General features: G+C 64.5%; 16 protein-coding genes and 1 other RNA gene. 11 read left to right on the forward strand and 6 right to left on the reverse strand.

The genetic code is table 11. From position 1 onward, the window contains the following. Positions 1-29: 29 nt before the first annotated feature. Positions 30-1,700 carry a DNA repair protein RecN gene (gene recN / locus OVA12_RS06060; RefSeq protein WP_268135405.1) on the forward strand — a complete coding sequence of 557 codons (1,671 nt, stop codon included), beginning with the start codon at positions 30-32 and terminating at the stop codon, positions 1,698-1,700. A gap of 12 nt (positions 1,701-1,712) precedes the next feature. Here the strand turns inward: recN and OVA12_RS06065 are convergent, their stop codons facing one another. After that, on the reverse strand, positions 1,713-1,961 hold the full coding sequence (locus OVA12_RS06065) for a hypothetical protein (protein ID WP_268135406.1): 249 nt from the start codon (positions 1,959-1,961) through the stop codon (positions 1,713-1,715). A gap of 131 nt (positions 1,962-2,092) precedes the next feature. Here OVA12_RS06065 and ligA point away from each other — a divergent pair, with 131 nt between their 5' ends. The 6 genes from ligA (at position 2,093) to OVA12_RS06095 (ending at position 10,998) form a co-directional block, all read left to right on the forward strand. Next, on the forward strand, positions 2,093-4,246 hold the full coding sequence (ligA, locus tag OVA12_RS06070) for an NAD-dependent DNA ligase LigA (protein ID WP_268135408.1): 2,154 nt from the start codon (positions 2,093-2,095) through the stop codon (positions 4,244-4,246). A 3-nt stretch (positions 4,247-4,249) separates the two neighbouring features. Beyond that, positions 4,250-4,546, forward strand: coding sequence for a GIY-YIG nuclease family protein (locus tag OVA12_RS06075; RefSeq protein WP_268135410.1), 297 nt, complete (start codon positions 4,250-4,252; stop codon positions 4,544-4,546). Between the two features lie 377 nt (positions 4,547-4,923). Beyond that, positions 4,924-7,395, forward strand: a complete 2,472-nt coding sequence (locus tag OVA12_RS06080) for an ATP-dependent helicase (RefSeq protein WP_268135412.1) — start codon at positions 4,924-4,926, stop codon at positions 7,393-7,395. A 576-nt stretch (positions 7,396-7,971) separates the two neighbouring features. After that, positions 7,972-8,688 (forward strand): response regulator, encoded by a 717-nt coding sequence (locus OVA12_RS06085; RefSeq protein ID WP_268135414.1) that lies wholly within the window; start codon positions 7,972-7,974, stop codon positions 8,686-8,688. Continuing rightward, positions 8,685-10,013 (forward strand): ATP-binding protein, encoded by a 1,329-nt coding sequence (locus OVA12_RS06090; RefSeq protein WP_268135416.1) that lies wholly within the window; start codon positions 8,685-8,687, stop codon positions 10,011-10,013. The genes OVA12_RS06085 and OVA12_RS06090 overlap by 4 nt, the downstream gene beginning before the upstream one ends. A 91-nt stretch (positions 10,014-10,104) precedes the next feature. Beyond that, the gene (locus OVA12_RS06095; RefSeq protein WP_268135418.1) at positions 10,105-10,998 is read left to right on the forward strand and encodes a 50S ribosomal protein L11 methyltransferase; all 894 of its coding nucleotides are present in this window, start codon (positions 10,105-10,107) and stop codon (positions 10,996-10,998) included. Positions 10,999-11,102: 104 nt separating this feature from the next. Here OVA12_RS06095 and OVA12_RS06100 read toward each other — a convergent pair whose 3' ends face one another. Continuing rightward, positions 11,103-11,327 (reverse strand): hypothetical protein, encoded by a 225-nt coding sequence (locus OVA12_RS06100; RefSeq protein ID WP_268135419.1) that lies wholly within the window; start codon positions 11,325-11,327, stop codon positions 11,103-11,105. A 231-nt stretch (positions 11,328-11,558) separates the two neighbouring features. Between OVA12_RS06100 and OVA12_RS06105 the strand changes: the two genes are divergently transcribed. From OVA12_RS06105 to OVA12_RS06120, 4 genes are all read left to right on the forward strand, one after another. Beyond that, entirely contained in the window at positions 11,559-13,373 is a 1,815-nt protein-coding gene (locus OVA12_RS06105; protein ID WP_268135421.1) for an aminopeptidase P family protein, read from the forward strand. A 530-nt stretch (positions 13,374-13,903) separates the two neighbouring features. After that, positions 13,904-15,316 (forward strand): FAD-binding oxidoreductase, encoded by a 1,413-nt coding sequence (locus OVA12_RS06110; protein ID WP_268135423.1) that lies wholly within the window; start codon positions 13,904-13,906, stop codon positions 15,314-15,316. A gap of 44 nt (positions 15,317-15,360) precedes the next feature. After that, the gene (locus OVA12_RS06115; RefSeq protein WP_268135425.1) at positions 15,361-16,275 is read left to right on the forward strand and encodes an AsmA family protein; all 915 of its coding nucleotides are present in this window, start codon (positions 15,361-15,363) and stop codon (positions 16,273-16,275) included. 1,808 nt (positions 16,276-18,083) lie between these two features. After that, the gene (locus OVA12_RS06120; protein WP_268137029.1) at positions 18,084-19,367 is read left to right on the forward strand and encodes an AsmA-like C-terminal region-containing protein; all 1,284 of its coding nucleotides are present in this window, start codon (positions 18,084-18,086) and stop codon (positions 19,365-19,367) included. A gap of 110 nt (positions 19,368-19,477) precedes the next feature. Here OVA12_RS06120 and OVA12_RS06125 read toward each other — a convergent pair whose 3' ends face one another. The 4 genes from OVA12_RS06125 to ssrA form a co-directional block, all read right to left on the reverse strand. Next, positions 19,478-19,702 (reverse strand): ribbon-helix-helix domain-containing protein, encoded by a 225-nt coding sequence (locus tag OVA12_RS06125; RefSeq protein WP_268135427.1) that lies wholly within the window; start codon positions 19,700-19,702, stop codon positions 19,478-19,480. Further along, positions 19,699-19,899: a DUF4169 family protein gene (locus tag OVA12_RS06130; RefSeq protein WP_268135429.1), complete on the reverse strand. Its 201-nt coding sequence runs from the start codon at positions 19,897-19,899 to the stop codon at positions 19,699-19,701. The genes OVA12_RS06125 and OVA12_RS06130 overlap by 4 nt, the downstream gene beginning before the upstream one ends. An 11-nt stretch (positions 19,900-19,910) precedes the next feature. Continuing rightward, on the reverse strand, positions 19,911-20,492 hold the full coding sequence (locus OVA12_RS06135; RefSeq protein WP_268135431.1) for an SspB family protein: 582 nt from the start codon (positions 20,490-20,492) through the stop codon (positions 19,911-19,913). A 143-nt stretch (positions 20,493-20,635) separates the two neighbouring features. After that, positions 20,636-20,993: a transfer-messenger RNA gene (ssrA, locus tag OVA12_RS06140) on the reverse strand. Positions 20,994-21,139 lie beyond the last annotated feature (146 nt).

Here is a 21,139-nt window from a genome sequence, read left to right on the forward strand (position 1 = left end):
ACCGGGACTGAAGGGGCAGGGCATCTTTCATGCTGTCGACACTCTCCATCCGCGACATCGTGCTGATCGACCGGCTGGACATCGACTTTTCCGGTGGCATGACCGTGCTCACCGGCGAGACGGGTGCCGGTAAATCGATCCTGCTCGATGCCTTGACGCTCGCACTCGGCGGGCGCGGCGATGCCGGGCTTGTCCGTCATGGCGAGGCTCAGGGCCAGGTCGTCGCCGTCTTTGACGTGGCGGGTGCCCATCCCGTCCGTGCGCTCCTGCGCGAAAATGACGTTCCCGATGATGGCGACGTCATCCTGCGCCGCATCCAGACCCAGGACGGCCGCAGCCGCGCCTTCATCAACGATCAGCCGGTCAGCGTCGGTCTGCTGCGTCAGGCCGGTCTGATGCTGGTCGAGGTGCATGGCCAGCACGACGAGCGCGCGCTTGTCGATCCGGAAAGCCATCGCCTGCTGCTCGACAGTTTTGGCCGCCTTGATGGTGATGTTGCTGCGGTCGGCGACGCCTATGGCCGCCTGCGCGCCGCCGACAAGGCGCTGAAGGACCACAAGGCGCGCATCGAGGCGGCGCGGCGCGAAGCCGATTACCTGCGTGCCTCCGTTGACGAGCTGACCCGCCTTGCCCCAAAGCCGGGCGAGGAGACCGAGCTTGCCGAACGGCGCGCGGCCATGATGCAGGTCGAGAAGATCGCCGGCGATCTCAACGAGGCCTATGAAACGCTGAATGGCTCGGCCTCGCCGATCCCGGAACTCGCCAGCCTGATGCGGCGGCTCGAGCGCAAGGCCGATCAGGCGCCGCAGATGCTGTCCGGACCGGTATCGTCCCTTGGGACTGCGCTTGATGCGCTGGAAGAGGCCCGCGCCGGGCTTGAAGCCGCGATCCGCCAGACGGATTTCGATCCGCGCGAACTGGAAGCAACCGAGGAACGCCTGTTTGCCCTGCGCGCCGCCGCGCGCAAGTTCTCGGTGTCGGTGGAAGACCTGCCGGCGCTCACCGCGCGTATGGCTGCCGACCTTGGCGATCTCGACGCGGGCGAGGAAAAACTCGATGCGCTGGCCGCCGCGGCCAGCACCGCGCGCAAGGCCTTTGATGACATCGCCAGCAAGCTGACCGCCGCGCGGGCCGCAACGGCACGCAAACTCGAAGCTGCCGTTGCTGCCGAATTGCCGTCCCTGAAGCTGGAACGGGCCCGCTTCATTGTCGAGATCACCAGCGACGCTGACAACCGCACCGCGACCGGCGTCGACATGGTGGAATTCTGGGTCCAGACCAATCCGGGCACCCGGCCCGGGCCGATCATGAAGGTCGCTTCCGGCGGCGAGCTCTCCCGCTTCCTGCTGGCGCTGAAAGTGTCGCTGGCCGACAGCGGGTCCGTACCGACGCTCGTTTTCGACGAGATCGACACCGGTGTTGGCGGTGCTGTTGCTGAAGCCATCGGCTGGCGTCTTGCGCGCCTTGCCCGCAGCGTTCAGGTCCTGACCGTCACCCATGCGCCGCAGGTGGCCGCGCGGGCCGATGGGCACTTCCTTATCGCCAAGGAAGAGGTTGCCCCCGAACGTGTCGCCACCCGCATCACTCCGATTGACGAGGCCCATCGCCGCGAGGAAATCGCCCGGATGCTGGCCGGCAGCGTCATCACCGACGAAGCCCGGGCCGCCGCCGCGCGGTTGATTGCGCAGACGGCGGGGTAGGGCGCGCGCCCGCTACTTGACGGTGGGCGTACGCATCGGTTCGGTCTGAAGCTGGGGCAGGTCCACCTTCGGCAATTCAACCTTGGGGACATCGACATTCGGGACGGTCAGTTCGATCGACACCTTGTCCTCCTCGGCAAAGCCACCGTTGTAGGCGTAGAGCCCTGCGCCAACCGCAGCCACCAGCACGCCTCCGGCGATAAACCAGATCATGCGGGTGTTGTTGCTCTGACCATCGGTTTCATGAGTCCTGTAGGCCATTGTGGTCTCCTTTTCGGTGTGCCCTAAATCCTGTCTTCGGGGTGGTAACGCTTGAGCTGCCGTATTTGTTCCGCTAACCCGGCTGCGATACGCCGTGCCGCCCCGCGCGCCCGCCAGCCTTCGGACCGATCATGACCGACACGACCCTTGCTGCCATCGCTGCCGACCACCTGACCCGTGAGGAGGCTGCCGCCGAACTGGAGCGTCTGGCCGCCGAGATCGCCGGCCATGACCGGCGCTATCATGCCGAAGACGCCCCGACCGTTTCCGATGCCGATTATGACGCCCTGCGCCGGCGCAATGCGGAGATCGAGGCCCGGTTCCCCGATCTGGTGCGCCCGGACAGCCCGTCCCTGCGGGTGGGCGCTGGCGTTGCCGACGGTTTCGGCAAGATCACGCATCAGGCGCCGATGCTGTCGCTCGACAATGCCTTCACCGACGAGGATGTGCGTGATTTCGTCGGCCGCGTCCGCCGCTTCCTCAAGTTCGATCCGCTGATGGGCGATCTGGTGGTGGTTGCCGAGCCGAAGATCGACGGCCTGTCCCTGTCGCTGCGCTACGAAAACGGTGTCCTGGTCAGCGCCGCCACCCGCGGCGATGGCACGGTGGGTGAGAACGTCACCGCCAACGCCCGCACCATTGCCGACATTCCGCACCGTTTGCCCGCCGGCGTTCCGGCGGTGGTCGAGGTGCGCGGCGAAGTCTACATGTCACACGCCGATTTTGCCGCGCTCAACGCGCGCATGGCGGCCAACGGCGGCAAGACCTTCGCCAATCCGCGCAATGCCGCCGCCGGCTCGCTGCGCCAGCTCAATCCCGAGATCACCGCCTCGCGGCCCCTGCGCTTCTTCGCCTATGCCTGGGGCGAGATGAGCGAGGTTCCGGCAGCGACCCAGTTCGACATGGTGCGCCGCTTTGCCGACTGGGGCTTTGCGGTCAACCCACGCACGCAGCGCTGCGCCAGTGTCGAGGAGTTGCTCGCCGTCTATCACGGCATCGAGGAGGACCGCTCCGGCCTTGGCTATGACATCGACGGCGTCGTCTACAAGGTCGACCGGCTCGACCTGCAACAGCGCCTCGGCTTCGTCTCCCGCTCGCCCCGCTGGGCGATCGCGCACAAGTTCCCGGCCGAAAAGGCCTACACGGTGCTGAAGGACATCGAGATCCAGGTCGGCCGCACCGGCGCGCTGACGCCGGTGGCCAAGCTCGAGCCCGTCACCGTCGGTGGCGTCGTCGTCTCCAACGCCACGCTGCATAACGAGGATTACATCAAGGCCATCGGCATGGACGGCGAGCCGATCCGTGGGGCTAAGGACCTGCGCATCGGCGACACGGTGATGATCCAGCGCGCCGGCGACGTCATCCCGCAGATCGTCGACATCGACCTTGCCCGCCGGCCTGCCGATGCGCAGCCTTACGTCTTCCCCACCGTCTGCCCGGCCTGCGGCAGCCATGCGGTGCGCGAGGAAAACGCCAAGACCGGCCGGCTTGATTCGGTGCGCCGCTGCACCGGCGGCCTGATCTGCCCGGCGCAGGCCTCGGAGAAGCTGAAGCATTTCGTCCAGCGCAATGCCTTCGACATCGAGGGCCTTGGCGACAAGCAGATCGACGCCTTCTTCGCCGAAGGGCTGGTGCGCACGCCGGCCGACATCTTCACGCTGGAGGCGCGCGACAAGGCGGCGCTCACCAAGCTGCGCAACCGCGACGGCTGGGGCGCGGTCTCGGCCAAGAACCTGTTCGAGGCGATCAACGCCCGCCGCCGCATCGACCTTCACCGCTTCATCTTCGCCCTCGGCATCCGTCATGTCGGCGAGGGCAACGCCAAGCTGCTCGCCCGCGCCTATGGCTCCTGGGGCGCCTTCGAGGCCGCGATGACGGCAGCGCTCGATCACGCCAGCGACGCCTGGGCCGATCTCAACGCCGTCGACGGCATCGGCGAGACGCTGGCCGAAGCCGTGGTGCAGTTCTTCGCCGAGGACCACAACCGCGAAGCCCTCGCGGCCTTGCTCGCCGAGGTCACCCCGCTGGACGCCGAAAAGATCGACGCCTCCGGCTCGCCGGTGGCCGGCAAGACCGTCGTCTTCACAGGCTCCCTCGAACGCATGACCCGCGACGAGGCCAAGGCCATGGCCGAACGGCTCGGCGCCAAGGTCGCGGGGTCTGTCTCCAAGAAGACCAACCTCCTCGTCGCCGGCCCCGGCGCCGGCTCCAAACTCAAGACCGCCCAGGACCTCGGCATCGAAGTCATCACCGAGGACGAGTGGTTTGACCTGGTCGGCGGGTGAGGGATGGTCGGCGGCCACCACTACTACGTCTACATGCTTGCCAGCAGGCTGGGTGGCACGCTGTACATCGGAGTGACCAACGATCTCCTTCGCCGGATCTCCGAACATCGGCTAGGTATCGGAAGCCGGTTTGCGGCGCGCTATGAAGTTCACCGGCTCGTCTACTACGAGCTGTTTGACGATGTTGAGCAGGCAATCCACCGCGAGAAACAGCTCAAGCGCTGGAACCGCGCCTGGAAAATCCGCTTGATCGAGGAACAGAACCCGGATTGGGGCGATCTGTTTCCCGGACTTGTCTGAAATCTTCCTGTCATCCCGGTTTGCCGCAACGCGGCAAGACCGGGATCCAGTATCCGCAGGCGTAGCTGGAAGCAGGTGGTTACTGGATCCCCGCCTTCGCGGGGATGACAATTTGAGTTTTTTGGAACTGCGCAATTTCCTGACTTCAGCGATGCCGTTTCGCTGTCATCCCGGTTTGCCGCAACGCGGTAAGACCGGGATCCAGTATCCGCAGGCGTGGCTGGAAGCAGGTGGTTACTGGCCCCGCCTTCGCTGGCATGACAGCCGAATAGCCCCCACTACCCCCTCGCACCACGGGAAAACACACCCAGCCGCCTCGCTCTTGCCGTCATTGTTGCTATATTGTTCTCCGTGAGTAACCACATGCGGCGGGATGGATGAGCGTGCCCACGGGATTTTCCGACGACTGGAGCGAGATCGACGCGGCCTATGACCAGGGTCCGTCAACGCCCGCGCCCGCCCATCGGCCACAGGGCGGGGGCATTGCTGCCCGGGCGCTCGCGGCGCGGCAGGGGACGCCTCAGGCGGCTGCCGCTGACTATCTTGCCGGCCTCAACCCGGAACAGCGGCTGGCGGTGGAAACCGTCGATGGCCCGGTTCTGGTGCTTGCCGGTGCCGGCACCGGCAAGACCAGGGTGCTGACCACCCGCATCGCGCATATCCTCGCCACCCAGCGCGCCTGGCCGTCCCAGATCCTCGCCGTCACCTTCACCAACAAGGCCGCGCGGGAGATGAAGGAGCGCATCGCCCATTACATCGGCCCGGGCGTCGAGGGCATGGCCTGGCTCGGCACGTTCCATTCGATCTGCGTCAAGATCCTGCGCAACCACGCCGAGCTGGTCGGCCTCAAGTCGGGCTTCTCCATCCTCGACACCGATGACCAGCTGCGCCTGATGAAGCAGGTGATCCAGGCCGAGGGCCTCGACGAAAAGCGCTGGACCGCGCGCATGTTCGCCTCCGTGGTCGACAGCTGGAAGAACCGCGGCCTGACACCGAAAGACATTCCGGAGGGCGAGGCGCGCGCCTTCGGCAATGGCAAGGGCCGCAAGCTCTATGCCGAATACCAGGACCGCCTGTCGGTGCTGAACGCGGCCGATTTCGGCGACCTGCTGCTCCACTGCATCACGCTGTTCAAGACGCATCCGGACGTTCTGAAGGACTACCAGCGCCGCTTCCGCTACATGCTGGTCGATGAGTACCAGGACACCAACATCGCCCAGTATCTGTGGCTGCGACTGCTGGCGCAGGGCAATTCCAACGTCTGCTGCGTCGGCGATGACGACCAGTCGATCTACGGCTGGCGCGGCGCGGAGGTGGACAACATCCTGCGCTTCGAGCACGACTTCCCCGGCGCCGTCGTGGTCCGCCTCGAGCGCAATTACCGCTCCACCAGCCACATCCTGGGCGCGGCCGCGCATTTGATCGCCCACAACGAGGGCCGTCTCGGCAAGACGCTGTTCACCGACGACAAGGACCCGGAAGCCGAAGCGGTCACCGTGGCATCGTCCTGGGATTCGGAAGAGGAAGCCCGCTCCATTGGCGAGGAGATCGAGGCGCTGCAGAACCAGGGCCATTCGCTCAACCAGATGGCCATCCTTGTGCGCGCGTCGTTCCAGATGCGCGAGTTCGAAGACCGGTTCGTCACGCTCGGTCTCAACTACCGGGTCATCGGCGGCCCGCGCTTCTATGAACGGCTCGAGATCCGCGATGCCATGGCCTATTTCCGCTGCGTGGTGCAGCCGGCGGATGATCTGGCCTTCGAGCGCATCGTCAACACGCCGAAGCGTGGCCTCGGCGAGGCCAGCCTCAAGCTGGTGCATGAGCTGGCCCGCGCCAGCCGCATCCCGCTGCTGGAGGCCGCCACGCAGCTCTGCCGCACGGAAGAGCTGAAGCCGAAGGCACGCAAGGCGCTGTCGGATCTCATCGCCAGCCTCGACCGCTGGCGGGCGCAGCTTGTTCACATGAAGCACTCGGAACTGGCCGAGATCATCCTGGACGAGAGCGGGTACACCGAGATGTGGCGGCTGGACCGCTCTGCCGAAGCGCCGGGCCGCCTCGACAACCTGAAGGAACTCGTCCGTTCGATGGAGGAGTTCGAATCCCTGCCGGGCTTCCTTGAACACATTGCGCTGGTGATGGACCGGGATTCGGCCGATGCCGCCGATGCAGTGTCGATCATGACGCTGCATTCGGCCAAGGGGCTGGAGTTCGACACGGTGTTCCTGCCGGGCTGGGAGGAGGGGCTGTTCCCGCACCAGCGCGCGCTCGATGAAAGCGGACGTGCTGGCCTCGAAGAAGAACGGCGTCTGGCCTATGTCGGCATCACGCGTGCTCGTAAGCGGGCCAAGATCTGGTTTGCCTCCAACCGCCGCATCCACGGCTCTTGGCAGTCCAGCATCCCCTCGCGCTTCCTGGACGAGCTGCCTGAAAAGCACGTCGAGGTGGTCGAAAGTTCCACCCGGTACGGCGGCTACAGTGGTGGCGGCTATGGTGGCGGCAACGCCTATGGCGTCTCCCGCTTCGATGCCCGCGATCCGTTCCAGAATACCTATTCGACGCCGGGCTGGCAGCGGGCGCAGCGCGCGCGCGATGCGGGCAGCCAGGACCATGGCAACCGCTCCGACATGCGCTCTTCCCGCACACGGGCCCAAGGACCTCTGACCATCGAGGGGCAACTGGTTGCCCGCTCCACCTCCGAGACCCCGTCCAGCTTTGAAAAGGGTGAGCGGGTGTTCCACATCAAGTTCGGCTATGGCCGCATCACGGCCATCGAAGGCAACAAGCTGACGATCGATTTCGAGAAGGCGGGCGAGAAACGGGTGATCGACAGCTTCGTCGAGCGGCACTGAGCGGGGCCAGTCGAGGCTAAACGGAAAGCGCGGCGCAGGTGTCGCGTGACCATGCCGGTCGAGGTCGGGCGCCGTCGTGATGGCGCGAATCGTGGCCGAAAGCCAAGGGCTTTGCCGCGTACCAGTGCCGTTTTTGGGCGAGCTGGTCTCCCTGTTCGTCAACTTGCACTCTCGTGCCCGATGCGAGGGACGGGGTGAGGGTTGCGCCGATCCTGTGCACAAGCCACTCTTCAAGGCACCCTTGTTAGCTAAGCGGAAATGCAGGCAGGCAATCTGGCCTCAGCTTTGCGTCTGACGAACCAACTTCCGGCAGCATCCGGAGCTTTTTATTTCTCGATAGAAGATTTGCTCCTGAAATTTACCAAAAAGACGATAATTTTGCTTTTATTCCTAAGATATTAATCCTCTAATCAGGCAGTAATATTGTTATTCTGTTTTATTTTATCGTGTATATGGTATTTAAATTGTTATTGATTCTGAATTAAAACTGCAATACGTTGTATTTCTTCGGAAAAGTACGGAAAAACTTTGATGAAAAATATTGTGGCCAAGACAGTCCATAGGCATATTGGCCATATGCGTGCAAATGAACATATCCTGATCGTCGAGGACGACCCCGAAATCGGTTCTCTGATGGAACATCACTTGACCAGCCACGGCTGGCGGGTATCGCTTGCGCGCAGTGGTGCCGAGATGGAGCAGCAGATGGCGACCAACCGGGTCGACCTCATCGTGCTGGATCTCATGCTGCCCGGCGAGGATGGTCTCAGCATCTGTCACCGGCTCCGGGCGTCCAGCGCCATCCCGATCATCATCGTTTCTGCCAAGTCCGACGATTTCGACCGGGTTATCGGGCTTGAGGTTGGTGCAGATGACTATCTTGCCAAGCCCTTCAACCCGCGCGAATTGATCGCGCGCATCCGGGCACTGTTTCGCCGCATGGAACTGGGGGCTGCGACACCGTCCCTGCATGGCCGCCGGCTGAAGTTCGATGGCTGGGTGCTCGACTGTGTTGCGCACACGCTGCACAATCCGGTCGGCGCCATCGTCACGCTGACGCCCGCCGAACTGGCGCTGCTGCAGGTGTTCTGCGAAAGGCCGGCACGGGTGCTCAGCCGCGAGCAACTCGTCGACCTGACCACCGGCGTCGGAACCAGTGCCACGGGCCGCAACATCGACATCCTGGTCAGCCGGCTGCGCTCAAAGCTGGAGCCGTCTTCGACGGGCGGCCAATTTATCCGCACCGTACGCGCGGGCGGGTATGAGTTCATTGCCGAAGTGAGTGTCGCGTGACGGCCTTGTACCGGTACTTCTGGCCCGAACGAATTGCTGCACAGGTCATGCTGGTGATGGTCTCATCGCTGATCCTGATCACGGCTTTCGTTTTCATCTTTTTCTCCCTCCTGCGCCCCGCGCCGCCACATGCCGCTGCCATGTCAGAAATGGTTATGCTGGGCGGGACGCTGCAGACGCTGAATGAGACACCGGTCGCGGACCGTGCCGCGCGTGTCGAGGCGCTCAACGCTGCAAATTCGCATTTTCAGGTCTTTCTAGTGGCTCCGGGTGAACCGTTGCTCGGCGTGCCGGAAGCCCGCTTGCGCCGTCCCATCGACACGGCCGATCTGAGCAACGGGATGCGTTTGCTCGGTGCGCAGCCGTTCGGCGCGGAACGGGAGCTGGTCGCGGAATTCGCCCTGGCTGATGGCTCGCGTGTCCGGGCGGAGCATCTGGCCGTGCGGGGCAAGCCGCTGTTCTTCAAGAATGCCTATGTGCTGGTTGTTTTCTTTCTGGCTCTCAGCCTCGCTCTGCTGATGATCTGGGCCCTGCGCACGCTGGTTCGCCCGCTGTCCGAACTGGAACAGGCCGTCTCGGTTTTCGGCGAGGGCGCAGCCGAGCCGGTGCCGCTGGCCGAAAAGGGGCCGCGGGAAGTGCGGGCTGCGGTTGCCGCCTTCAATCGCATGCAGGTCCGCATCCGTGACCTGATCGATCGTCGCACCCGGATGCTGGCTGCCATTGGCCACGACCTGCGCACACCGCTGACACGTTTGCGCCTGCGGCTGGATCTGATGGAGGACGGCGAGCAGAAGTCGCGCAACCTGTCGGATCTTGCCGTGATGGAAGGACAGATCAACGGCGCCCTGACGTTCCTGCGCGAGGGCCGTACCGGTGAGCGAACCGCGCCGGTTGACCTGCCCAGCCTCCTGCTGTCCGTGCAGGACCAGTATGAGGACATGGGCGTCGCAATGGGCCTCACCTGCTCTCCGGGCCTTGTTGTCAATGGAAGGGCAAGCGAACTGGTGCGCGCGGTCTCCAACCTGATCGACAACGCCCATCGTCATGCTGGTCAGTTCGAGTTGAATGCCCGGGGAACCGAGACCCATGTCGAGATCGAGGTCTGCGATCATGGTCCCGGTTTGTCGGAAGCCGAGAAGACCCGTCTGATCGAGCCCTTCGAGCGCGGTGACGCGGCGCGGTCCATGTCCGAAGGGCAGGGGACTGGCTTCGGACTGGGTCTTGCAACCGCTCGCGCCATTGCCGAGGGCCATGGTGGCCGGCTGGAACTGCGCGACACGCCCGGTGGCGGGCTCACCGCCAGGCTGCGTCTGCCGCGGGCCTGACGCTTGCTGCGTGCTGCCCGCGCTTTGGGCTGGCTGTTTGCCGGGGCTGCGGCTATATCGGCGCTTTCCTCATGATCAGGCAGAGGTCAACATGCAGACGGTCAGGGTGCGGATCGCCGCCGACGAACAGGAAGCCAAACGCATCTATGGCGTGATCGAGCAGGCCTTCGAGGATGAAGGGAACCCGGTCACCGTCTATGAGTTCACCCCGGACGGCAAGACCTGGGCGGTCGAGATCCTGATGTTCGGCATGGAGCCGGACGAGGCGATTGCCGAGCTTCTGGCAACCGTTGGTCCGGATGCGTTTGATGCCGTTCCGCAGGCCGAGCTGCTGGAAGATCTGAACTGGGTCGAGAAGAGCCTGGAGGGCCTCGCCCCCGTCGCCGCTGGCCGTTTCCTCATTCATGGGTCGCATGACCGTGACAAGCTGCGTTCGGGCATGATCGGCATCGAGATCGAGGCGGCGCTTGCCTTTGGCACCGGCCATCACGGCACCACCGAAGGCTGCCTGCGCGAGATCGACCGGCTGCTCGGCCGCTGGCGCTTCGACCGGATCCTGGACCTCGGCACCGGCACCGGCGTGCTGGCGATTGCCGCCGCCAAGCTTGCCCGTCAGGTTGTCGTTGCCACCGATATCGATCCGGTTGCAACCCGGACGGCGCAGCAGAATGCGGTCCTCAACGAGGTCCCCCACCTGATCCGCACCTTCACGGCAGCGGGTGTCGAGGACCAGCGCTTTGCCGGGTTCGGTCCGTTTGATCTGGTCATCGCCAACATCCTCGCACGTCCGCTAATGCAGATGGCGAAGTCGATCTCGGCACGGATGACTGCCGATGCGACCCTGATCCTGTCAGGCCTGCGCGTCGAGGATGGCCCGCGCATCCTGTTTGCCTACAGCACGCAAGGCTTCCGCCTGGCGCGGCGCTGGGAGAAGAATGGCTGGATCACGCTGACCCTGGTGCGCGGCGGCGTGCACGCAGACTGACGCGGGGTTCGCGTCCGGCTCAGGGCAAAGAAAAAGGCGGCTGCGGTTCAAAAACCGCATGCCGCCTGTTTTGTCGGGCATGCCCGATGTCGTCGGTGTAAACCTCAGATCAGCGTGCTGGCTGCGCCCTGACGCTTCAGTTCTTCGCGGTCATAGCCGTAATGCGCCAGCGTGGCATCGTCGAGCGACAGCAGGTAGCTGTTGACGTGACGCATGGCCTGCTTCTGGCGGGCGGCGATCATGTGATCGAAGGCGCGGCGGAACAGGCTGCGGGCCGGGCGGCGGCCTTCACCGATGAGGCCGGTCGAGGTGGCGGTCGAAAGAGCCATGGTGTTACTCCATCTTTCAGAAAAGACCGGAGCATCCGGTCGCTATTGATCCGAATATGCGCCTCGGCACCCCGCACGAAAAGGCACGGTTTCGCATGACTGCCCTGCGGATTTCGCATGTGCGAATTGATTGTATTGCGACGCAGCAGAGAACTGATTCTTAACCATTTCCCGGTCGCGCTGCTGAGCATTTGGATTGCGCGGCGCGGCGCCTCTGGCTAGTCTTCAGCCATGTTCCAGACCTTTGACACCCTCACCGATCCGAGCGTTGGCCGCCCACGGCTTGCCGCACTCAAGGCCGAACTTGCCCGCCGCGGGCTGGATGGCTTCCTCATTCCCCGCGCCGATGCGCATCAGGGCGAGTACGTCCCGCCCTGCGACTGCCGCCTGCAATGGCTGACCGGCTTTGCCGGCTCGGCCGGTGTCGCGGCCGTGCTCGGCGATGCGGCCGCGATCTTCATCGACGGCCGCTACACCCTGCAGGTGCGCGACGAGGTCGACTGTGCCCTGTTCGAGCCGCATCACCTGATCGAGGCCCCGCCGGCCGACTGGCTCGCCGCCCGCCTCAAGCCGGGCATGAAGCTTGGCTTTGATCCGATGCTGCACACGCTGAACGGCACCCGCCGCCTGCGCCAGGTCTGCACGGCTGCCGGTGCCGAACTGGTGGCTGTCTCGGACAACCCGGTCGATGCGGTCTGGGCCGATCGTCCCGCCGCGCCGATCGGTGCCGTCAGCCTGCAGCCGATGGACAAGGCCGGCGAGGAGGCGAGGGACAAGATCACCCGCATCGCCGCAGCGGTTGCCAAGGCCGGCGCCGACGCCGTGGTCATCACCCAGCCTGATTCCATCGCCTGGCTGTTCAACATCCGCGGCTCTGATGTCATGCACACGCCGATCCCGCTGTCCTTCGCCGTGCTGTCGGCCAAGGGCGAGGCACAGCTCTTCATCGACGGGCGCAAGCTGTCCAACACCGTCCGCGACACGCTGGCCACGCTGACAGATATCGCCGAGCCCTCCGGCTTCCTGGCCGCCCTGACGGCGCTGGGTGCGGCCGGCCAGAGCGTGCTGGTCGACCCGGATCTGGCTGGCGAGGCCATCGCCACCTGCATCACATCGGCCGGCGGCAAGCTGGTCGAGGGGCCGGATCCGGTCCTGCTGCCCAAGGCGATCAAGAACCCGGTCGAGATTTCTGGCGCCCGCGCTGCACATCTGCGCGATGCTGCCGCCTTCGCCCGGTTCCTGTGCTGGCTGGATGAACACGCCCCGTCCGGTACCCTCGATGAAATCTCCGCTGCCGAAGCCCTGGAACGCTTCCGCGTCGACACCGGCGTGCTCAAGGACATTTCCTTCGACAGCATTTCCGGCGCCGGTGCCAATGGCGCGATCTGCCATTACCGGGTCAACCGGCAGAGCAACATCAAGATCCCCGTCGGCCGGCCGTACCTGATCGATTCCGGCGGCCAATACGAGGATGGCACCACCGACATCACCCGCACCATTGCGGTGGGCGAGATGACGGCGGAGATGAAGCGGCATTTCACGCTGGTGCTGAAGGGCCATATCGGCATCGCTACGGCCCGCTTCCCCGTTGGCACGACGGGTGCGCAGCTCGATACGCTCGCCCGCATCGCCCTGTGGAAGGCCGGTCTCGACTATGACCATGGCACCGGCCACGGCGTCGGCTCCTTCCTGTCCGTGCATGAAGGGCCGCAGCGGATCGCCAAGACCGGCACCCAGCCACTGCGCCCGGGCATGATCCTGTCGAACGAGCCGGGCTATTACCCGGCTGGCGAGTACGGCATCCGCATCGAGAATCTCGAGCTTGTCACCGAGGCGCGCGACATCGCCCACGGCGAACGTCCGATGCTCGGTTTCGAGACGCTGACCCTCGCCCCCATCGACCGCCGCCTCGTGGAGCCCGCGCTCCTGACCGCCGAGGAGCGCGACTGGCTCAACCGCTACCATGCCCGCGTCAACGAGGAGGTCGGCCCCTACCTCGACGCCCGCACCCGCATCTGGCTCGAGGCCGCGACCAAGCCGGTCTGACCTTAGGGCAGGAGAGGCTCCCCCGGGTGCCTCTCGCGCCTTGTCCGGAGTGCTTCCCTCCGCGCTGTCCCGGCCTTGAGCCGGACGGGGCGTCATCCCGGACCAGCTGAGCGTTAGCGAAGCGCCGATCCGGGATCCAGACTTCAGCCGCGCGAAGCGCGACATCACTGATCTGATGTCAGAGTTTGGTGTTGAGTTGATTGCGTGCTCGCTTGCGCTCGCGCTTGCTCGCTGGATTCCGGATCTGCGTTTCGCTGCGCTCACCTTGTCCGGAATGACGACCTCCACCTCCACGCTATCCCGGCTCACGGCTGGGACAGCGCGGTGAACACCCGATGGCCGCACTTCACGTCTGCCCCAGGCTCTCCTGCATCCCGCAGTGCCGGTACAATGAAAGCCTCCCTCGAAAACCGCGAACCGAACCAAGCATTTCACATCAGATCAACATGAAGCCTTTGGTGCTGCGGAGGGATTTGCTAGGGTTCGCCCGGTTCCCTGGAAACGGGGCAAAAAGACTGAAGGAGGATCCGATGTCCCTGGCAGCCATGCAGGTGCTTGTCCGTCGCAACGAGGCCGGAATCGAGGCCGCCGGTGCGGCACTCTCCGCCCGGTTTCAGGACCGCTGTGCCCGTTCCTCCGCCATCCGCGAGCAGCATGGCCATACCACGTCCTGGCTGCCGAATCAGGCGCCGGACATCGTTGTCTTCGCCGAAAGCACCGCGGAAGTCGCCGAGATCGTGCGCATCTGCGCCGAGCACCGCGTTCCCGTCATTCCCTTTGGCACAGGCTCGTCGCTCGAAGGCCATGTCAATGCCCCCGGCGGGGGCGTGTCGGTGGACGTCTCGCGCATGAACAAGGTGCTGGCCGTTCACGCCGAGGATCTTGATTGCGTGGTGCAGCCCGGCGTCACCCGGTCCCAGCTCAATGCCTATCTGCGCGACACCGGCCTGTTCTTCCCCATTGATCCGGGTGCCGATGCCAGCCTTGGCGGCATGGCGTCCACCCGCGCCTCTGGCACCAACGCGGTGCGCTACGGGACGATGAAGGATGTCGTCCTTGGCCTCACCGTCGTGACTGCCGAGGGCAAGATCATCCACACCGGTGGCCGTGCCCGCAAGTCCTCTGCTGGCTATGATCTCACCCGTCTGTTCGTCGGTTCCGAGGGCACGCTCGGCATCATCACCGAGCTGACCTTGCGCCTGTTCGGTCAGCCGGAAGCCATCTCCGGCGGCGTCTGCCCGTTCCCGGATGTGGAAAGCGCCTGCAACGCCGTCATCATGACCATCCAGTCGGGCATTCCTGTTGCCCGCATCGAGCTGCTCGATGCGCTGCAGGTCAAGGCCTGCAACGCCTATTCCGGCCTTGGCCTTGAGGAAACACCAACCCTGTTCCTTGAGTTCCACGGCACCCAGAATGGGGTGAAGGAACAGGCCGAACTGTTCGAGGCCATTGCTGCCGATTGTGGCGGTGGCGCGTTCAAATGGTCGACCCAGGCGGAGGAACGGACCAAGCTCTGGACCGCCCGCCACAACGCCTATTTCGCCGGTATCGGCCTTCGCCCCGGCAGCAAGGCCGTGACGACGGATGTCTGCGTCCCCATTTCCCGTCTTGCCGAATGCGTCGCTGCAACTGCGGAGGACATTGCCGCTTCGGGTCTCGTGGCACCGCTGGTCGGTCACGTGGGCGACGGCAACTTCCATGTGATGGTGCTGGTTGATGTCAACGAGCCCAAGGAGATTGCCGCAGCCGAAGCCTTTGTCGAGCGTCTCAACTGGCGCGCCATCGACATGGAGGGGACTTGCACCGGCGAGCATGGCGTCGGTCAGGGCAAGATGAAATACCTCAAGAAAGAACATGGCGAGGCGCTGGACGTCATGCGCACGCTGAAAATGGCGCTCGATCCGCAGAACATCATGAACCCGGGCAAGATCGTCACGGTCTGATCATCATCGTCTAACCGGCAGGGGCGGGCCAGCTGGCTGCGCCCTTGCCGCACTGGAGCCGCAATCGGCTCGAATCCTTCCCGCAGTCCGGTCCGGATCATCTGGCACCGACCTGGCAGAGCCCTTGGAGAACGAAGCTGAACTCGGTCTATATCACGGCAGGCGTGGTCATCATTCTGGCGCTGCTGACGGCGCTGGTCGGGCCGTTCTTCGTCGACTGGACAGCCTATCGTTCCACCTTCGAATCCTATGCCGAAGAGGCTCTGGGCCACAAGGTGACCGTGCTCGGCAAGGCGGACATGAGCCTGCTGCCGGCCCCGACCCTGACCTTTACCGACGTCCGCGTCGGCGAGGCCGAAGATCCGTTGCTGATCGTCTCGCGTTTCCAGATGCGGGTGGAATTGCCGCCCCTGTTGAAGGGCGAAATCCGGGTTCTCGACATGCGGCTGGAACGGCCGCAACTCACCCTGGCGATGGACGAATACGGCCGGCTTGACTGGCTGACGGACGAGACGCGCTCGTCCGGGATCTCCCGGCTTGATCCGAAGAACATCGCCTTCGACCAGATCGAGATCGACAACGGCTCTGTCGTGTTGCTGGATGCGCGAGACAGTTCCAGCCACAAGGTCGAGAACGTCAACGTCGCCGTCAGTGCCCGTTCGCTCAAAGGGCCATTCAAGGTCGACGGCAGCCTCATTCATGACGGAAACGCCGTACTCCCTGCGCCTGAACACGGGCGAGCGGCAGGCGGACGGGTTGCTGCGCCTGCGCGCAGACCTCGTGCCCGCCCTTCAGCCGGTTCAGCTGTCGCTCGATGGCAGTCTCAAGCAGGAAGCCGGAGTTCCGGGCTTCGACGGCAAGTTCCTCGTTTCGTCTGTTGGCGCTGCAGAGGCGGGAAGCTGGCGGGCGGAGGGGCAGGTGCTCTTTGCGGCCGGAGGCCTGCAGGTTCCGGCATTTGACTTGCGCATCGGACCGGAGGAGCGAGCCGTCAGTCTCAAGGGCGACGCGCGGGTCGAGCTGTCGGCGCCGCGCCGGTTCGAAATTTCCGCCAGTGCCAAGCAGGTTGACCTTGATCGCATCTTCGGCGAAGGCCCGCAAAAGCCTGTCGCCCTGTCGGCAGCCCGGGACGAGATGCTGGCCTTCGTCACCCAGCTGCCGGTTGCGCCCATGCCAGGCATGGTCCGGCTTGATGTCCCGGCCATTGTCGTCGGCGGTGGTATCATCCAGTCGACGCGGCTTGATCTTGAAACAGCCTTGGGCGGCTGGCGGATTGCCCGTCTGGCATCGCGCCTGCCGGGCCGTACCGATCTTGCGACCCAGGGCGAGTTCTCCACCAGCCGCGAGCTCTCTTATTCAGGTTCCTTGTCGCTGAATTCGGAACAGCCCCAGGCCCTGATGGGTTGGCTCAACCGGACGGGCGGCGGGGCCGGAGCTGGTGGATCCATCGGCATCGACGGCCGCGTCTCGATTGCTCCCGATGGTTGGTCTCTCACCGGTGTGACACTGGATCTCGCCGGTGCAAGGGCCACAGGTGCAATCTCATTTGAGGGCGCGAGGACCAGCCGTGGCAAGCTTGCCGCCACGCTGGATGCGAGCCGCCTCGATTTTGATGAACTGGCCGGACTGAGTGGCTTGCTCCAGCAGCCTGAAGTGTCTGCCGCGCTGGTCTCCTCCGATATCTCGCTTCGTCTGTCGGCAAAGGACCTGGTGGTCCGGGGTATCGAGGGCAAGGCTCTCTCACTCGCTGCGTCACTCTCAGGCGACGACCTGACGATCACGAGCCTCTCGGCGGCGGATTTCGCCGGGGCGCGGATCGAGGCAAGCGGATCCATCGAAAATCTTGCTTCCACGCCCTCCGGTCTGATCACGGCGGCTGTCGACGCAAAGTCGTTGGCCGGGATTGTCGCGCTTGCTGAGGACTTTGCCCCAGCTGCTGCGCTCACGCAGCAACTGTCACGTGCCGCCGACCATCTTGTTCCGGCGCTCGTGGAAGCCCGGCTTGAGGCACGCGGTACCGGAGATGGCAGCGAGACCGAACTGCGCATCAAGGGGACGACCGCTGGAGCGGAGCTTGATTTCACCACGCGCTTCGCGGGACGGACCGATGCCTGGCGGACGGGCGACGTGGCCGCCAACCTCGAACTCGCGGGACCTGACGCAGCCGTTCTGTTACGCCAGCTTGGCCTTGACGTCGATCCGGACGGTGTCCTCGACGCGGGTGCCATTGATGTCGGGCTGAATGGCCGTCCGGCCGAGGGTATGGCCTTGAGCCTCATGGCCAAGGCCGGGACGGCCCGTGTCGACGCTACCGGTGAGCTGCAGGTTATCGAGGGGGCTGCACCGCGCTACACTGCCGCGGTGAAAGCCAAGGCGGACGATCTTGCCCCGATCGCCCTGTTGTGGGGCAAGGTGCTTCCGGTCCTGTCCGGCGAGATCGGTGCCGACTTCGCGTTCGACCTGGTCGGCGAAGGTACAAGCCTTACGCTCAGTGACATCAAGGGGCGGTTCGCCGGGGTCGAGGTTCTCGGCCGGCTCGCAGGCGACCTGCATCCGGGCGATACTACCGGCCTGCGCCGAATGACTGGCGCACTGGATTTCTCCGCACTGGACCTCAGGGCTGTCTCTGAATTGCTTCTGGGCGCTGATCAGTGGCTGCAGCCGGAGGAAGGCGGCATCTGGCCGAAGGCACCCTTCGGTCCCTTGCAGCTGCCCGCAGCTCGACCTCGCCCTCGATCTGCGAGCGGGCGAGGCCTATGTCTCGGATGACCTGGCCTTCAGCAAGTTCACCTCCAAACTGCGGCTCAAGCCGGATCTGCTGCGTCTTGAGGCCGTCGAGGCCAGTCTCGCCGAGGGGCGTGTCTCCGGTCAGGCCACTCTCACCCGAAGCGGTCCGGAAGCCTCGCTCAGCGGAACGGTTCAGGTCAGCGGTGCAAGGCTCGAAGATCTGGTCTGGCGCCAGTCCGACCGGGCCGTCGCAACAGGCAGCCTTGATCTGGCCGGTGAATTCCAGGGGTCTGGCAGGTCGATTTCCGCGCTCGTCGCCAGCCTTGCCGGTGGCGGTACGCTGCAGCTTGCCGACGCCGAACTGCGATCCATGAACCCGGCAGCCTTCGATCTGGTCATCCGCGCAGCCGACGCTGGTCTGGCGCTGGAGGATGACAAGATCCGGGAGGTCTTCGCCAGCCAGCTCGATTCCGGACCACTGGCGCTGAAACGCCTCGATGGCAGTCTTGCGCTCAACGGCGGGCGCATCGCCCTGCGCAATGTCGCCGTCGATGCCGAGGCCGCTGGCCTGACCGGGCAGGCGCTGGTCAATCTCAATGACTGGACCGTGGAAAGTGACCTGACACTCAAGGTCGATCCGGGCAGCGATGCGGTGGCGGGTGCCGAGCCGCAGGCCGCGTTGCTCTTTACCGGACCACTCAGCGCACCGGAGCGTGACATTGACGTTGCTCCCTTCACCGCCTTCCTGACCCTGCGATCCTTCGAGCAGGAGGTCCAGCGCGTTGAACGGCTGCAGGCCGAGATCCTCGAGCGCGATCGCCTGATGCGGGAGGTCAAGTACTTCCGCGAGGAAACCCTCCGCCGCCAGCAGGAACGGGCAGCGAGCCTTGCTCCAGTCGTCGCACCTCAGCCCGAAGCGCCGGCCCAGGGTCAGAGCCCGGCCACGACCCCGGCTCCGGCAGCTCCGGCCCGGACCGAGGCGAAGCCGGAGAAGGCGAGCGATGCCATTGGCGATCTGCTCAACTTCGAAACGAAGATCCGCTCGACCCTGGACGCAAGCCGGCCGGCCAATGCTCCGGCCAACCTCCTGCCACTCGAACCGGCGCGGGAAGTCGGTGCAGGTTTGCAGACGCAACAGGTGCTGGAGAGCGGTGATCCGCTGCTCAACACCCGCCCGGCGACCGCACCCGCTCCTGTGGCGGCTGCGCCGTCGCAGCGGGCACGGCAGGAGACGGCGGCGCCTCAGGCAGCTCCCGTACAGCGCGGGCCGCGGTATGTGACCGACCCCAACGGCCTCGTCATCACCTATCCGGCACCGCGCAACTGACACAAGTCCCTCAGGGCGTGATGTGTCGCATCACGGCCTGCTTTTGGGGGCAAATTGGCGCGGTTTTGTCGCCCGATGTCGGTTCGCCTGACCGGTGCGGCGTTTTTGCTTCAAGCTTCTGATTTTGCTTTGAGAACATGCCGCAAGGCATGCACGCGGGCCGCCGAGGACAACGGCTGGTCCGGTTCGCGGGTGCTGTCGATCAGCTCGATCAGTCCCGCCAGCGATCGCTGCTCTGATTGTGCAATTGCATCAAGGACTTGCCAGAATTCCGGCTCAAGCGCGATCGATGTGCGATGCCCTTTCAGGCTGACCGACCGCTTGACGAAACTCACGGCTCCCGATCCCCATCGTCCCGCCCGATCCGGTGCCCATCAAGGTGCCGTTCGGCCTTCTGGCCGGTGGTCTCGTCGAGTGCCTTTTCGGCTTTGGTGCGACCGAATTTCCGGCGGTTTTCCGCCGATTCCAGCTCCCGCTGCTTGCGATCGCGCTGCTTGCGGGCCTGGCGGAGATTGATGATGTCACCGGCCATGGCAGGCCTCGTCAGGTCTTCTTGCGGAACGCATCGAGCGACACGACCGCCCCGCCGCCATCACCCGGCTTGTCAGGTTCGCCCTTGTCCTCGTCCGCAGGCTGGCTCTTGCTCGCAGCCTCGCGTTTTGTCTTTGCCGGCTTGTCTTCGGACTTGGTTTCAAGCTTCGTGGCAGCCTCGATCGAGGCCAGTTCGCCGACGGCTTCCATGAGGTCATCCGGCAGCGGCTCGGCCGTCTTGCCCGGCTCGAATTCCAGCGCGAACTGCACCGACGGATCGAAGAAGCCCTTGATTGCACTGAAGGGAATCAACAGCTTCTCAGGGATGCCGCCAAACGACAGGCCAACCTCGAAGGCGTGTTCACCAATGGCCAGGTCCCAGAACTGGTGCTGCAGGACGATGGTCATCTCGTTCGGATACCGCTCCTTCAGACGCGAAGAAACGCGCACGCCGGGAGCGTTGGTGTCGAAGGCGATGTAAAAATGATGCTCGCCCGGCAAACCGGTGCGACCGACTTCGGCCAGGATCTTCTTCACCGCCCCGCGAAGGGCATCCTGCACGAGAATGTCATAACGAAGCAGGTCTTCTGCCATGGTCGCCGTCCGCCGGAATCGTATCCAAATCTTGCCGCACCTTGGCGTCTGCGACCCAAAAAGGGAAGCCCGATGCGTCCGGTTCTCATTCCAACTTCCCGCCCGTACGACGCAAAATGCCACGGCGCAGCTGGGCAAAAGGAAGTGGAGGCTTCTGTTGCCAGGTGCCTCCGGACCCCGCCTGCCGGTGCTACCCGTCAGGACTTTAGGTGGACAACCCGCACCGCATTACGCGGCGAGAGCGACGTCCTGAGCATAGTTGTCATTGGCAACTACAGATTTGGTCCGATATCGGTGGTACCATGCCGAGCGAAAGCACAGTCTTTACACCCTCGTCGATCCTGTTTCGCCCCCGCCGAAACTCACCCGAAAGGGTGGGCTTGGGTGGAGGCGCCGGGTACCGCCCCCGGGTCCGAAAGGCTTATTCCACTGACAATTTATCGCCATAGCCGGCAAGCCGGCACCGCCAATATAGAAGCTGGTTGCCCCGATTGAAAGGGGGGCATGAAATCGACTGTGGAGCGACTCGCCGGAACCCTTGATAATGGCGGGCCAAGGGAGGGACCGCGAATTGAAACCGCGCTGTTCCGCCTGTATGCCACGAGCTTCGATCCGGCCCGGCACGCTCTGGAGCCGCGCTTCTGCCA

It is taken from the genome of Pannonibacter sp. SL95, assembly GCF_026672425.1.
Taxonomy (GTDB): domain Bacteria; phylum Pseudomonadota; class Alphaproteobacteria; order Rhizobiales; family Stappiaceae; genus Pannonibacter.

What these genes read in the sequence shown, in the direction of transcription:
- recN (WP_268135405.1), top strand. Translation starts at nt 30, where the DNA reads ATGCTGTCGACACTCTCCATCCGCGACATCGTGCTGATCGACCGGCTG.
- OVA12_RS06075 (WP_268135410.1), top strand. Translation starts at nt 4,250, where the DNA reads ATGGTCGGCGGCCACCACTACTACGTCTACATGCTTGCCAGCAGGCTG.
- OVA12_RS06085 (WP_268135414.1), top strand. Translation starts at nt 7,972, where the DNA reads ATGCGTGCAAATGAACATATCCTGATCGTCGAGGACGACCCCGAAATC.
- ligA (WP_268135408.1), top strand. Translation starts at nt 2,093, where the DNA reads ATGACCGACACGACCCTTGCTGCCATCGCTGCCGACCACCTGACCCGT.
- OVA12_RS06130 (WP_268135429.1), bottom strand. Translation starts at nt 19,899, where the DNA reads ATGGCCGGTGACATCATCAATCTCCGCCAGGCCCGCAAGCAGCGCGAT.
- OVA12_RS06135 (WP_268135431.1), bottom strand. Translation starts at nt 20,492, where the DNA reads ATGGCAGAAGACCTGCTTCGTTATGACATTCTCGTGCAGGATGCCCTT.
- OVA12_RS06105 (WP_268135421.1), top strand. Translation starts at nt 11,559, where the DNA reads ATGTTCCAGACCTTTGACACCCTCACCGATCCGAGCGTTGGCCGCCCA.
- OVA12_RS06095 (WP_268135418.1), top strand. Translation starts at nt 10,105, where the DNA reads ATGCAGACGGTCAGGGTGCGGATCGCCGCCGACGAACAGGAAGCCAAA.
- OVA12_RS06110 (WP_268135423.1), top strand. Translation starts at nt 13,904, where the DNA reads ATGTCCCTGGCAGCCATGCAGGTGCTTGTCCGTCGCAACGAGGCCGGA.
- OVA12_RS06080 (WP_268135412.1), top strand. Translation starts at nt 4,924, where the DNA reads ATGAGCGTGCCCACGGGATTTTCCGACGACTGGAGCGAGATCGACGCG.
- OVA12_RS06100 (WP_268135419.1), bottom strand. Translation starts at nt 11,327, where the DNA reads ATGGCTCTTTCGACCGCCACCTCGACCGGCCTCATCGGTGAAGGCCGC.
- OVA12_RS06065 (WP_268135406.1), bottom strand. Translation starts at nt 1,961, where the DNA reads ATGGCCTACAGGACTCATGAAACCGATGGTCAGAGCAACAACACCCGC.